The organism is Sphingobium sp. C100 (genome assembly GCF_000508185.1).
Taxonomy (GTDB): domain Bacteria; phylum Pseudomonadota; class Alphaproteobacteria; order Sphingomonadales; family Sphingomonadaceae; genus Sphingobium.
The window spans coordinates 17652-31064 of the sequence record NZ_AYOY01000138.1; the positions used below are offsets into that span (position 1 = coordinate 17652).

14 protein-coding genes and 1 tRNA gene are annotated in these 13413 nt (G+C 63.0%); 6 read left to right on the forward strand and 9 right to left on the reverse strand.

The annotated features are described in order from the left end of the window. Positions 1-20: 20 nt before the first annotated feature. The 3 genes from C100_RS34330 to C100_RS34340 are packed head-to-tail and all read right to left on the reverse strand — an operon-like array spanning position 21 to position 2507. Entirely contained in the window at positions 21-782 is a 762-nt protein-coding gene (locus C100_RS34330; RefSeq protein ID WP_024019576.1) for an alpha/beta fold hydrolase, read from the reverse strand. Further along, entirely contained in the window at positions 779-1477 is a 699-nt protein-coding gene (locus C100_RS34335) for a DUF2238 domain-containing protein (RefSeq protein ID WP_031309293.1), read from the reverse strand. Before C100_RS34335 ends, C100_RS34330 begins: the two co-directional genes overlap by 4 nt. A 4-nt stretch (positions 1478-1481) precedes the next feature. Then, a complete protein-coding gene (locus C100_RS34340) occupies positions 1482-2507 on the reverse strand; it encodes an aspartate-semialdehyde dehydrogenase (RefSeq protein ID WP_024019578.1) in 1026 nt (341 codons plus the stop codon). 164 nt (positions 2508-2671) lie between these two features. Here C100_RS34340 and C100_RS34345 point away from each other — a divergent pair, with 164 nt between their 5' ends. Next, positions 2672-3382 carry a class I SAM-dependent methyltransferase gene (locus tag C100_RS34345; RefSeq protein ID WP_024019579.1) on the forward strand — a complete coding sequence of 237 codons (711 nt, stop codon included), beginning with the start codon at positions 2672-2674 and terminating at the stop codon, positions 3380-3382. Between the two features lie 9 nt (positions 3383-3391). Here the strand turns inward: C100_RS34345 and C100_RS34350 are convergent, their stop codons facing one another. Further along, positions 3392-5656, reverse strand: a complete 2265-nt coding sequence (locus C100_RS34350) for a S9 family peptidase (RefSeq protein WP_024019580.1) — start codon at positions 5654-5656, stop codon at positions 3392-3394. 115 nt (positions 5657-5771) lie between these two features. Beyond that, positions 5772-5846 (reverse strand) — tRNA-Val (locus C100_RS34355). 136 nt (positions 5847-5982) lie between these two features. On the opposite strand from C100_RS34355, the gene C100_RS34360 reads away from it, so the two are divergent. Then, on the forward strand, positions 5983-6111 hold the full coding sequence (locus tag C100_RS34360) for an entericidin A/B family lipoprotein (protein ID WP_024019581.1): 129 nt from the start codon (positions 5983-5985) through the stop codon (positions 6109-6111). A 24-nt stretch (positions 6112-6135) separates the two neighbouring features. On the opposite strand, the gene C100_RS34365 is transcribed toward C100_RS34360, so the two are convergent. Further along, the gene (locus C100_RS34365; protein ID WP_024019582.1) at positions 6136-6324 is read right to left on the reverse strand and encodes a hypothetical protein; all 189 of its coding nucleotides are present in this window, start codon (positions 6322-6324) and stop codon (positions 6136-6138) included. 176 nt (positions 6325-6500) lie between these two features. On the opposite strand from C100_RS34365, the gene hslV reads away from it, so the two are divergent. Together hslV and hslU are read left to right on the forward strand one after the other, a co-directional pair. Beyond that, positions 6501-7070: an ATP-dependent protease subunit HslV gene (gene hslV, locus C100_RS34370; protein WP_024019583.1), complete on the forward strand. Its 570-nt coding sequence runs from the start codon at positions 6501-6503 to the stop codon at positions 7068-7070. A 17-nt stretch (positions 7071-7087) separates the two neighbouring features. Continuing rightward, positions 7088-8389, forward strand: coding sequence for an ATP-dependent protease ATPase subunit HslU (hslU, locus tag C100_RS34375; RefSeq protein WP_031309296.1), 1302 nt, complete (start codon positions 7088-7090; stop codon positions 8387-8389). 97 nt (positions 8390-8486) lie between these two features. On the opposite strand, the gene C100_RS34380 is transcribed toward hslU, so the two are convergent. The 3 genes from C100_RS34380 to phaR form a co-directional block, all read right to left on the reverse strand. Then, a complete protein-coding gene (locus tag C100_RS34380; RefSeq protein WP_024019585.1) occupies positions 8487-10013 on the reverse strand; it encodes an aminoacyl--tRNA ligase-related protein in 1527 nt (508 codons plus the stop codon). 97 nt (positions 10014-10110) lie between these two features. After that, positions 10111-10452 carry a hypothetical protein gene (locus tag C100_RS34385; RefSeq protein WP_024019586.1) on the reverse strand — a complete coding sequence of 114 codons (342 nt, stop codon included), beginning with the start codon at positions 10450-10452 and terminating at the stop codon, positions 10111-10113. Positions 10453-10457: 5 nt separating this feature from the next. Continuing rightward, positions 10458-11054 carry a polyhydroxyalkanoate synthesis repressor PhaR gene (gene phaR / locus C100_RS34390; protein ID WP_024019587.1) on the reverse strand — a complete coding sequence of 199 codons (597 nt, stop codon included), beginning with the start codon at positions 11052-11054 and terminating at the stop codon, positions 10458-10460. Between phaR and C100_RS34395 the strand changes: the two genes are divergently transcribed. Further along, positions 11053-12141 carry an alpha/beta fold hydrolase gene (locus tag C100_RS34395; protein WP_024019588.1) on the forward strand — a complete coding sequence of 363 codons (1089 nt, stop codon included), beginning with the start codon at positions 11053-11055 and terminating at the stop codon, positions 12139-12141. The two genes, phaR and C100_RS34395, sit on opposite strands and share 2 nt — an antisense overlap. Positions 12142-12189: 48 nt before the next feature. Further along, entirely contained in the window at positions 12190-13362 is a 1173-nt protein-coding gene (locus C100_RS34400) for an acetyl-CoA C-acetyltransferase (RefSeq protein WP_031309301.1), read from the forward strand. Positions 13363-13413 lie beyond the last annotated feature (51 nt).

Sequence of the window (13413 nt, forward strand, 5' to 3'; positions counted from 1 at the left end):
GGCTTGGTCCCGCGATGCAGTCAAGCGGTGAGAAAATCGACCATCGCCTGACCCAATTCCTTGCGCGTGACCGCATTCATATGGTTGCCCGGCACTTCGACATAGCGGCCATTGGGCAATATATGGGCCAGCTCCTGCGCGTTGCCGTTGCTATCGTCATCCGTGCCGCAAATCACCTCGGTCGGCTGCTGAAAGCCTGCGATGATGTCCTCCGGCGTGTCCACGAAGGTGTTGAGAATGTTCAGCAGAGCCACCGGATCGCCCTTGGTGGTTTTGAGGAAGGCTTCCGTCATCCACTCGGACGAGCCGCGCTCGAAGCTGCCGAGATTGGTCAGCACGTTGCGGTAATAGCCGCCATTGTCGAGCGTCTGCACCAGCCCGCGCAGGCCCATGCCGGCCAGGATCACCCGCCGCGGCGTTGCACCGCGCGCCAGCATCCGCACCGTGGTCCGGGCGCCCAGCGAATAGCCGCCCAGATCATAGTCGGTAAGGCCCATCTGCTCGACCAGGGCAAGATTGTCGTCGGTCAGCGCATCGGGTTGATAGGCGGCGACGTCGTGCGGCTTGCCGCTTTCGCCATGGCCGCGCAGGTCGGGCATGATGAGGCGGAAGCCGGCCGCCACCAGGGCCGCCGCATGGCCGTAGCGAATCCAGTTGGTCCAGGCGTTGGAGAAATAGCCATGGATCAGCACCAGGTCGCGCCCCTCCCCCACGACATGCACGGCGATCGGCAGTCCGTCATGTCCTTCGATGTCATGGCGTTCGATGGGGAGGTCGGTCATCGGGCGGTTCCTTGCGAGGACGGGGGCGGGGGTGGGGGCGGCTTGCCGATAGATTTTCCACCGGGACGGCGCAAGAGCGCGATCAGGGCCAGTGCGCTGCCGGCCTGCGCCAGCGCCATGTCTTTCTGCGCGTCCCAGGCATCGCCCTGCTGGCCATTATAGTAATCGGCGGTGTCGCTCGCCGCGACGATGGTGAGCAACCATTCGAATATCTCGTAAAGCGTGCTGCCAAGGCCAATGGCGGCAAAGGCGAAGGCCAGCGCCCATCTCCACGACAGTCCTCCATGGCGATGCGCGCCCTGCGCGATCGGGAAGGTCAATAGCGCCCCGAACGCAAAGTGGACCAGTCGGTCATAGCCGTTGCGCGTCATGCCGAAGATGCTGGAAATATCATGACCGCCAAGCATCCGCGCCCAGTCGTCATAAGGCACATAGCTGTATATCCAGCGCGCGCCCAGCGTGTGTAGCAGAAGGAAGAACCAGATGCAGGCGATAGCGGAGGTCGAAAGCGGCCAGCGACGCAAGAACCATGGCGCGGCCAAGAGCAGCGCGACCGTCGGCCCGTGCTGGAGCGGCGCGAGATCGGGATAGGGCTGGGCGACATTGGCGAGGCCGATCGCGACCAGCAACAACAGGATCATCCGGCGCTGGGCGATGGGAAGCAGCTTCCACATCGCCGCAACGCCGGAGATCATGGGTTCAGCCCTTTTTGAGGTGGCGGCGGCCCAGCAGTTCGGCGATCTGCACGGCGTTGAGCGCCGCGCCCTTGCGCAGATTGTCACTGACGCACCAGATGTTCAGGCCGTTGTCGACGGTCGAATCCTCCCGCACGCGGCTGATGAAGGTCGCATAGTCGCCGACGCATTCGACCGGCGTGACGTAACCGCCATCCTCACGCTTGTCGATCAGCATGATGCCCGGCGCCTCACGCAGGATGTCCTGCGCTTCCTTGGCCGAGATTTCATTCTCGAACTCGATGTTCAGCGCCTCGCTATGACCGACAAAGACGGGCACGCGCACGCAGGTCGCGGTCAGCTTGATCTTCGGATCAAGGATCTTCTTCGTTTCCGCGACCATCTTCCATTCCTCCTTGGTCGATCCATCGTCCAGGAAAACGTCGATATGCGGGATCACGTTGAAGGCGATCTGCTTGGTGAATTTCTTCGGTTCGGCCGGATCGCCGACGAAGATGTTGCGCGACTGTTCGAACAGCTCGTCCATGCCTTCCTTGCCCGCGCCCGACACCGACTGATAGGTGGCGACGACGACGCGCTTGATCTTTGCGATGTCGTGCAGCGGCTTCAAGGCAACGACCATCTGCGCGGTCGAGCAGTTGGGGTTAGCGATGATATTCTTCTTGGTGTAGCCGGCAATCGCGTCCGGGTTCACTTCGGGCACGATCAGCGGCACGTCCGGGTCCATGCGATAAAGCGACGAATTGTCGATCACGACACAGCCGGCCGCCGCAGCCTTGGGCGCATATTCGGCCGTCGGGCCGGAACCTGCGGCAAACAGGGCGATGTCCCAGCCGGTAAAATCGAAATGCTCGATATTCTTGCATTTGAGCATCTTGCCGGTTTCACCGAACTCAATTTCAGTGCCGTGCGACCGGGACGAAGCAACCGCCGCGATCTCGTCAATCGGGAACTCGCGCTCGGCGAGAATGGTCAGCATTTCGCGGCCCACATTACCGGTGGCTCCGACGACGACGACCTTGTAACCCATGACTTAAGACTCCACTGAAACAGACATATTGCGGATTGCGCGGCATAGCGATACTGGGGCATTTGTCCAGAAAGAAGGGCTTTTCGATCCGATAGCGCGCCCAGTCGCCGGCCCATATCGATGGCCTGTTCCTCCCCATCCTCCTGCCACCGGATTTACAGTCGATGCAGTCAAAGCCGCTGCCGCCCCTGCCCCAGCGCTGGTTCCACAGTTTCGAATTTCCCGATGGCGAACGGGTCGATGGCATCAAGCCGCTCGCGTCGCTGCGCGAGGAAGCCGACCAGATTTTCGCCGGACCGCTGGCCGGCAGGCGGGTGCTCGACATTGGCGCGTGGGACGGCTTTTTCTCTTTCGAGGCGGAGCGGCGCGGCGCGGCCGAGGTGCTGGCGACCGATCATTTCTGCTGGTCGGGCCAAGGCTGGGGCGACAAGCGCGGTTTCGACCATGCCCATGCTCGTTTCGGATCGAAGGTGCGATCGATGGACCTGGACGTCGCCCAGCACCGGGTCGAGGAGTTGGGGCAGTTCGACACCGTGCTGCTGCTGGGCGTCCTCTATCACGTCACCGACCCCTATCGCATATTGGAAGCGGCCGCCGCAATGAGCCGCGACCATCTGGTGATCGAGACGGTGACGGCGTTGCGCCACGAACCGGTGCCGGCAATGCGGTTGTTCACGGAACTGGAACTGGACAGCGACTCCACCAATTTCTGGGCGCCCAATATCCTGGCGCTCCGCGAAATGTGCCACCGGTTCGGCTATGCGCGTTTCCAGGTCCTGCCCGAGGCGCTGGATAATGCGGGCTGGCGCAAATGGGCCATGCCCTTCCGCAAGAAGGATCGCTATCGCCGGGCGGTCTTTCACGCCTGGCGATAGCGCCCCGCTTCAGTCTTCGGCCGGTCCACCGGCATGTTCGGCGAGGAAATGCTCGATCGTGCGCCAGACATGGACGCTGATGCCCGGCCCGCCGACGCGATGGGTTTGCCCCGGATAGGCCATCATTTCGAACGGCACGGCCGCGCCCTGCATCTTCGCCATCAGCGCCGTCGCATTGTCGAACACCACATTGTCGTCGGACATGCCGTGGATCAGCAGCAGCGGATCCGTGATCTTCACCGCATCATCGACCGCGCCCGCAGCCGGGTAGGCGCTGGGCTTGTCCTGTGGCTGGCCGAGATAGCGTTCGGTATAATGGGTGTCATATAGCTGCCATTTGGTGACCGGCGCGCCCGCGACTGCGGCAGCGAAGACGCCCGTCGCCTTTTCCAGCAGCTTGACCGACATATAGCCGCCATAGGACCAGCCATAGGTGGCGATCCGGTTCGGATCGACATAGGGTTGCGCCTTGAGCCATTCGACGCCCTTGAGCTGGTCCTCGACTTCCACCGTGCCCATGGCTCGATAAAGATGATCCTCGAACGCCTTGCCGCGATCAGGCGTGCCGCGATTGTCGATGGCGAAGACGATCCAGCCACGATCGACCAGATATTGATTGAGCGCGCCGGACCAGCTGTTGGTCACCTGCCGCCCGCCGCCAGGACCGCCATAATGGATCATGAAGACGGGATAGCGTTTCCCCGGCTCCATCGGCGGGGTCATGATCTTGGTGTAGAGCGTCGTGCCGTCGGCGGCCTTGACCGTGCCGAAGCGGGTCTTGGCATGACTGGCGACATAGGGGGCATAGGGATGGTCGCCGGTCAGTGCGTTTTCCGATAGCCACTGAAGCTGCTTGCCGCTGCTGTCTGCCAGATAAAGCTGCTTGGGCTGGTCACTATTCTGGCGCGTCACCACGATCCGTGTCGCCGCGCGGTCCATTACCGCGTCGTTCCACCAGCCAGCCTGGGTCAACGCGCGCGCCGGCGCAAGCTTGCCGAGCGTCGTGACATAGAGCTGCTGCTCCAACGGCGTTTCGCGATTCCCAGTAAAATAGACGAGGCCCTTCGTTTCATCCACGCCCACGACATCGCGCACCTCCCAGTCCCCGCTGGTGAGGGCTGTCCATTTGCTCTCGTGCACACGATAGAGATGGCCATGGCCGGTCCGTTCCGACCACCAGAGGAAGCTGCCGTCCCGCAGCGGATGGAAGCTATTGGACAGGTTGATCCAGCTCTTGGCCGTTTCGGTGAGCGCAACCTTGGCCGCGCCGGTGGCGGGATCGACGGCGAGCAGGTCGAGCCGCTTCTGGTCGCGGCTCTCCCGCTGGACGTAGAGCGTCTTGCCATCTTTCGACCAGTCGACGCGAGCGAGATAGACGTCCTTGTCTGCACCCAGATCGACTTTCACCTGACTCGACCCGTCGGGCTTCATCACATAAAGTTCGACGATCGCGTTGGGTGTTCCGGCGGCGGGATAGCGTTGCTGATAGACCTTCGTCCCTTCCCCGCCGATGGCGGTGCGGGTGACGATGCCGACCGGGCTTTCATCGACGCGGGCGACGGCGATCAGGCTGTCGTCCGGCGACCACCAATAGCCGGTGCGGCGGTCCATTTCCTCCTGCGCGACGAATTCGGCAACGCCCCAGCTGACCGTGTCGCTCGCGCCCTTCGTCACCTGCCGCTCTGCGCCGTCGATCGGCTGCACGAACAGATTGCCGTCGCGCACGAATGAGACGAAGCTGCCGCCGGGGCTGACCACGCCGTTTAATTCACCCTCGGGCGTATCGGTCAACCGCGTGACTTGGCCGTCCAGCGCGGCGAGATAGAGGTCGCCATCAACCGGCACGAGGATCGATTTGCCGTCGGGCGACCAGTCATAGCCGGTGATGCCGGTGCTGCCCGCCACCGAACGGTCGCGCTCACGCTGCATTTTTTCCGCTTCGGACAATTCGGCGCCGCTGCCGGTCTTTTTGGAATCGACCAGCATCCGCTCCGCGCCCGTCCGGGTGTCGATCGCCCAGAGGTCCAGTCGCTCCTTTTCATCCGGCCGCGGTTTCAACAGCGTGACCAGCGCCCCGTCGGGCGACAGTTTGAGCGCGCGGGGCTGCGGTCCGGCGAGATCCGGGCTGGCGAAGACCCGTTCCAGGGTCAATTTTTTCGCCGCCTGTGTGGGCGCCTGTGTCGGGGCCTGTGCCTGGGCAAATGCCTGTGCCGGGAGGGCCGGGATAAGCAGAAGCGCACAAAAAGCCGCGCCGCATTTCAGATAGGGAGGCATGATCGTCCTTTCAGGCGGGCGCGCAGACGCACCGCTTCACGCCGCAGGCTTAACGCGAGAGACAAGAAAAGATCAATGCCGGGAAATTATCTGTCCTGCCATGACCGGGAGGCCATGGTGGGCGCGACAGGGATTGAACCTGTGACCCCACCCGTGTGAAGGGTGTGCTCTACCGCTGAGCTACGCGCCCCCTGTAAGGAGGAGGCGGCCATTGGCATCGGCCGTGCGCCCTGTCAAGCGCACTCTGCGCCATTTGAGTCAAAACGCTTCTCGCATTTGCCATCCATGCCTATAGAAGTCGGCCATATTTCAGGAGATGCCGCGACATGCGTCATATTTATGCTCTGGTGATCGGCGGCCTGTTGCTGACCGCTCTTGCCGCCTGCAACACGGTGCAGGGTGTGGGCCGCGACATTGAATCGGTCGGACGGGCAGGCCGGGACGTCATGCATTGAGCGGTTGCGTGCCGGCTTCGTTGGCTACTGAAGATTGCGGTTGATCGCCGCCAAATTCTTACGCAGGCGCACGCCGTCGCAGTCCGGTTCACCGCAATCGCAAGCCTCGACGCTATAGCGCACGCCGCACATGACCAGCACGTCCTGGTCGAAGGAATAGTTTGAGATTCCCGCTCGCTCGACTTTCTCTTTGGCCCTGGCCTTGAGAGTCATGCACGTCACTCCCTGTCGAATTCGGTCGTTTATCATTCGTTGTGCAATGCACAATGTCAATTGACGCAGATTTGTTCCTCATCATTTTGTAAGAATATTGTCGCTCAAATGACACGCTATGGCGCGAAAAACAGACCGACTTGCGCCCTGCGACCCGGCATCCCATATGCCGCGCCATGAACGACCAACGCAGCTCTTCGGCCATGCCCGTCTGGCATGGCACCACCATCATGTCCGTCCGCAAAAATGGCAAGGTCGTCGTCGCCGGCGACGGCCAGGTCTCCATGGGCCAGACCGTGATGAAGCCCAATGCCCGCAAGGTCCGCCGCCTGCATGACGGATCGGTGATCGGTGGCTTTGCCGGCGCCACCGCCGACGCCTTCACCTTGTTCGAGCGGCTGGAGGCCAAGCTGGAGCGTCATAACGGCCAGTTGATGCGCGCCGCCGTGGAATTGGCCAAGGATTGGCGCACCGACAAATATCTGCGCAACCTGGAAGCGATGATGATCGTCGCGGACAAGGATGTGACCTTGATCCTGACCGGCAATGGCGATGTGCTGGAACCGTTGAACGGGGTCGCGGCCATCGGCTCTGGCGGGAACTTCGCCCTGGCCGCCGCCCGCGCCTTGATGGAATATGAGGCGGATGCCGAAACCCTTGCCCGCAAGGCGATGGCCGTGGCGGCCGACATCTGCGTCTATACCAACGACCAGCTCACCATCGAAACGCTCGACAGCGCATCCTGAGATTTCAAGAAATGACCATGAACGACAACCTGACCCCGAAAGCCATTGTCGCTGCGCTCGATGCCCATATCATCGGCCAGCAGGACGCCAAGCGCGCGGTCGCCGTCGCGCTGCGCAATCGCTGGCGTCGGCAGCATCTGTCCGCCGATCTGCGCGATGAGGTGACGCCCAAGAATATCCTGATGATCGGCCCGACGGGCTGCGGCAAGACCGAGATCAGCCGTCGCCTTGCACGGCTTGCCGACGCCCCGTTCGTCAAGGTGGAGGCAACGAAGTTTACCGAAGTGGGCTATGTCGGTCGCGACGTCGAGCAGATCGTGCGCGACCTGGTGGAAGAAGCGGTGCGGCTGGAGAAGGACCGTCGCCGCGAGGCCGTGCGCGAAGCGGCCTCCGAAGCCGCGATGAGCCGCCTGCTCGACGCCCTGACCGGCAAGGAAGCGAGCGAGGCCACCCGCCTCTCCTTCCGCCAGAAAATCGAAAATGACCAGATGAACGATGTCGAGGTCGAGGTGGAGGTTGCCGACAGCCCCTCCATGCCGATGGAGATACCCGGCATGGGTGGCCAGGTCGGCATGATCAACCTGTCCGACATGATGTCCAAGGCGTTTGGCCAGCAACAGAAGAAGCGCAGAAAGATGCGCGTCGCCGAAGCGTGGGACAAGCTGGTCGAGGAAGAACAGGACAAGCGTCTGGATCAGGACGATGTCGCCCGCGTCGCCATCGCCAGCGCGGAACAGAATGGCATCGTGTTCCTGGACGAGATCGACAAGATCGCGGTCAGCGACGTGCGCGGTGGATCGGTGAGCCGCGAAGGCGTGCAGCGCGATCTGCTGCCGTTGATCGAGGGCACCACGGTCTCGACCAAATATGGCCCGCTCAAGACGGACCATATCCTCTTCATTGCATCAGGCGCCTTCCATGTGGCCAAGCCCAGCGACCTGCTGCCCGAACTCCAGGGCCGCTTGCCGATCCGCGTCGAACTCAAGGCGCTGACGGAGGAGGATTTCGTCGCGATCCTGTCCGACACCAAGGCCAGCCTGGTCACGCAATATAAGGCGCTGCTGGCGACCGAGCAGGTAACGATCGACCTGACGGCGGACGGGATCGCCACGGTCGCGCGCATCGCCGCCGAGGTGAACAGCCAGGTCGAAAATATCGGCGCGCGGCGGTTGCAGACGGTGATGGAGAAGCTGCTCGACGACGTCAGCTTCCATGCGGAGGACCGCCAGGGTGAAACCTTGGTGATCGACGCCGCCTATGTGGAGAGCCAGTTGGGCGAAGTGTCGCGGGATACCGATCTCAGCCGGTACGTCCTGTAACCCATCGTGCCATTGCGAGCGTAGCAGAGCAATCAAGCGCCGCGGCAATGGATTGCTTTGCTATAATCGCAATGGCGAATGTGGTTGGAAGTGCGTTTTAGTAGCTGCGTCCCACCAGCACCCGTTCCACCGCTTTATCGCCGGTAAACACGCACACGCCGTCCGCCGCAGCCGCGTCCAGCGGCACGTTGCGCAGAGTGAGTTTCTCGCTTTTGAGCCACTGCACCACTTCGTCCAGCGCGGCACCGGTTGGCTTGGCCCATTGCACTTCGGCCCAGCCGGGCTTGGCGCTGGCGTCGAAATAAGCTTTTAGCGCATCCAGCGAGCTGATCGATCTGTCGATATTGCCGTCGAGCCGCGCCTTGGCGTCAGCGAACAGCGACCGCTGAATATCATCCAGCATCGCGGCGGCGCTCGCGACGAAATCGCCCTTTGCAACGATCTGGCTGTCGAGCTTGCCATCTTCGCGATAGAGCCGGTCGCGGCGGATGACCGAGACATTGCGCCCGGCGACATCGCGGCCACCGACCTCGATCACGATCGGCGCGCCCTTCTTGACCCAGCCCCAGCGCTTGGTCGCTGCCTTGGCCGGGCGCTTGTCGAGCAGTGCGCGCACCGGCTCGCGAAACGCATCCAGCCCGTTCAACTGCGCCACCAGATCGGCGCAATAATCCACGATCGCCGCATCCTCGTCACTATCTCGCAGCATCGGCACGACCACGACCTGATAAGGGGCGACGCGCGGCGGCACGCGCAGGCCGTCATCGTCGCCATGCACCATGATGAGGCCGCCGATCATGCGGGTCGATACGCCCCAGCTGGTGGTCTGCGCCAGCTCCTGGCTACCTTCCGCATTCTGGAACTTGATATTCTGCGCCTGGCTGAAGGTCGTGCCCAGGAAATGCGAGGTGCCAGCCTGGAGCGCCTTCCCGTCCTGCATCATCGCTTCGATCGAATAGGTCGCAACCGCGCCGGGGAAGCGCTCATTTTCCGGCTTCTCGCCGGCGACGACGGGCAGGCCGACGCAATCTTCGGCAAAGGCTCGATAGACTTCGAGCATCTTGAGCGTCTCTTCCATCGCCTCCTCGACGGTGGCGTGGGCGGTATGGCCTTCCTGCCAGAGAAATTCGGCGGTGCGCAGGAACATGCGCGTGCGCATTTCCCAGCGCACGACATTGGCCCATTGGTTGATGAGCACGGGCAGATCGCGCCAGCTCTGCACCCATCGGGAAAAGGCCGCGCCGATCACGGTTTCGGACGTGGGGCGCACCACCAGCGGCTCTTCCAGCTTCGCGTCGGGATCGGGCACCAGCTTGCCGTCCTGCTGAATCAGTCGGTGATGGGTGACGACCGCCATTTCCTTGGCAAAACCATCGACATGCTCGGCTTCCTTCTCGAAGTAGGACAGCGGGATGAACAGCGGGAAATAGCAATTTTCATGGCCGGTCGCCTTGATCTGCGCGTCCAGCAGCTTCTGCATCCGTTCCCAGATGCCATAGCCCCAGGGACGGATGACCATGCAGCCGCGCACGCCGCTTTCCTCCGCCATGTCGGCTTCCGAAATGACAGCCTGATACCAGGCGGCGAAATCCTGTTCGCGGGTAACCGAAAGGGCGTGCTTCACGTGGGGTCGAGCCTTGGCTAAATCTGGAAAGAATGGCGCGCCATAAGCCAGACGCGCCATGCCTGTCGACCCCTCAACGGCAGAACAATGGCGTCCTCTAAGGCGCCACGCCCATCCGGTCCAGCCACGCGCGGGCCTGCTTGGGCTCCCCGACCGCATCGGCGGCCGGTCGCCCCCGTGCGCCCAGAAACGCCTGATGCAGATCGAAGCCGTCCATCGCCAGTTGATCGCGGAGTCGATCGATGTCGCCTGCCAACTCCTCAAGCCGGTCGAGCACCGGCTGGGCATTGGCGCGCGACCAGCGATCGTCCTTGTGCCCGAACAGCCCCCACACGCCGCCTGCGGTCACGCGCAACGCCGCGATCAGCGCGTCACGATATTCCGCCCCCAGTTCCTCGCGGCGCATGTCGACACGTTCAAGCCGGTCAGCCTTGGCCATCGAGTTCAGCTCAGCTTGTCGATCTTCGCATTGAGCGCTGCGAGCTGGGCCTTCAAATCGGCGATTTCGTCGTCCTTCGCGCCTTCGGATGTGGGCGTCGCAGTTCCGGGCATGGTGCCGGGCATACCGGGCATCCCCGGCATACCAGGGACATTGGTGCCAAAGGCGCTGGCTGCTGCCTCGAACATCTGCATGTTGCGCTTGGCGATTTCGGCCAGGGGGCCACCGCCAAAGGCGCCCTTCATCGCTTCCTGGAATTGCTGCTGATTCTTGCGGAAGGCGTCCATCGACGCTTCGAGATATTGCGGCACCATCGACTGCATCGAATCGCCATACATGGCGATGAGCTGGCGCAGGAAGTTGACCGGCAGCATGTTTTTGCCGCGCTGCTCCTCTTCCATGATGATCTGTGTCAGGACATTATGGGTGATGTCCTCGCCCGACTTGGCATCGACCACGACGAACTCCCGCCCTTCACGCGTCATTTGCGAGAGCAGATCCAACGTGATGTAACTGGACGTTTCCGTGTTATAGAGCCGCCTGTTGGCGTACTTCTTGATGACGACTGGTTCCGAACTGTTGGTGGCCTTAGATTTGGACATGGATTCCTCTCCCACACCTGCATCCGCCGCAGTAGCACAAGCCGATGCCGCACCGCAACATGGCCCACGGCCTTTACCCCTTTTTCTCAATATTTTATGGCGCGAAACGGAAAGCGACCCTGAACTGCGCCGCCGCGCCTTCCAGGGTTTGCGCAAATATCAGGCGGCGAAACGCCCTTCGATGCCACCTTCCGGCCACTGCGTCGCGACGGCCGGACCTGCGCGATTGATGCAGCATGGCGCAGAAAACGGCCGGTTTCCTGTCGTTTTCATACCCTCTTTGATCAATCCGCCGCAAGTGCTGGACCTTTCCGAGCGCCGGTCTTTGCTGCGCCACATGGCCGCAGCAGGACATGACGCCTATCTGGTGGACTGGGGCGCGCCGGCGTCAGGGGATGCAATGCTGGGGCTGGACGGGCATGTGACGGAGCGGCTGCTGCCTTTGCTCGCCGCGCTGCCTCGGCCACCGATCCTGGTGGGCTATTGCCTGGGGGGCAGCCTGGCGCTGGGCGCGGCTGCGGTGCGGTCCGTGCCGGCGGTGGCGACCATTGCCGCGCCATGGCGGTTCGACAGCTTTGCGGCGGCGGACTTGGACCTGATCGGCAACCTCTGGCGCGGCGCCAAACCGATGTGCGAGCGGATCGGCTATGTGCCGATGGAGGTGTTGCAATCCGGCTTCTGGGCGATGGACCCGGCGCGCACCATTCGCAAATATGCCGCTTTCGCCGATGCGGAGCCCGGTTCGGACGCCGAGCGTGCATTCCTTTCGGTAGAAGATTGGGCGAATGGCGGCGCACCGCTGACCTTCGCCGCAGGGCGCGATCTATTCGAGCATTTCTATGCCGCTAACCTCAGCGGCCGGGGCCGGTGGATGGTTGCGGATCGCGTCGTCGATCCGGCGGCGCTCGACTGCCCGAGCCTGTCGATCGTGTCGATCAACGACCACATCGTGCCGGCTGTGGCCGGCCCGCGCCTGCACGAAGAACGCAGCCTGCATCTGGGCCATGTCGGCATGGTCGTGGGCGGCCGCGCGCGCGAAATGCTTTGGGAACCGCTGTCCCTCTGGCTTTCCAGTCAGGGCGGTTGATGCTATGTGCGCCTGCGAAAAACGTCACCATCAATGAGGATCAAGGCATTGTCAGACATCGTCATCACCGCCGCAAAGCGCACGCCCGTCGGCAGCTTCCTGGGGGCGTTCGCCGCCACTCCGGCGCATGAACTGGGACGTCAGGCGATCCTCGCCGCCCTCGCGCAGGCAAACGTCGCGCCCGAAGAAGTGGATGAGGTGATCCTGGGCCAGGTGCTTACCGCCGCTCAGGGGCAGAACCCCGCGCGGCAGGCGGCGGTCAATGCCGGCATTCCGGTGGAGCGCACCGCAATCGGCCTCAACCAGCTATGCGGTTCGGGACTGCGCGCCGTGGCGCTCGCCGCGCAGGCGATCCGCGCGGGCGACGCGAACATCATGCTGGCGGGCGGTCAGGAAAGCATGTCGATGGCGCCCCATGCGCAGATGCTGCGCGCCGGCGCCAAGATGGGACCGGTGACGTTGGTGGACACGATGATCCATGACGGCCTGACCGACGCCTTCAACAATTATCACATGGGCATGACCGCAGAGAATCTGGCGGAAAAATATCAGATCAGTCGTGAGGCGCAGGACGCCTTCGCCGTCGCCAGCCAGAACAAGGCCGAAGCGGCACGCGCCGCTGGCCGGTTTGCCGACGAGATACTGCCGGTGACGGTGAAGGGCCGCAAGGGCGACACGATCGTCGATCAGGATGAATATATCCGCGCCGGCGCGACGATCGAAGCGATGCAGAATCTGCGTCCCGCCTTCAAGAAGGACGGCACGGTCACGGCCGGCAACGCCAGCGGCATCAACGACGGCGCGGCCGCACTGGTGCTGATGACCGCCGACAACGCGGCCAAGCGCGGCGCCAATGTGCTCGGCCGCATCGCGGGCTTCGCCACCTGCGGCGTCGATCCCTCCATCATGGGCATCGGCCCGGCACCGGCGAGCCGCAAGGCGCTGGAAAAGGCCGGCTGGTCGGTGGCCGACCTCGACCTGATCGAAGCCAATGAGGCGTTCGCCGCGCAGGCGCTGTCGGTCGGGCAGGAACTGGGCTGGAACCCCGAAAAGGTGAACGTCAACGGCGGCGCGATCGCCATCGGCCATCCGATCGGCGCATCGGGCGCGCGTGTGCTGACCACGTTGCTCTATGAGATGGCAAAGCGCGACGCGAAAAAGGGTCTTGCGACCCTGTGCATCGGCGGCGGCATGGGCGTTGCCATGTGCATCGAGCGCTGAAGCAGGGCTAAAGGCAAAAAGGGGCGCCGGTCGAATGATCGGCGTCTCATT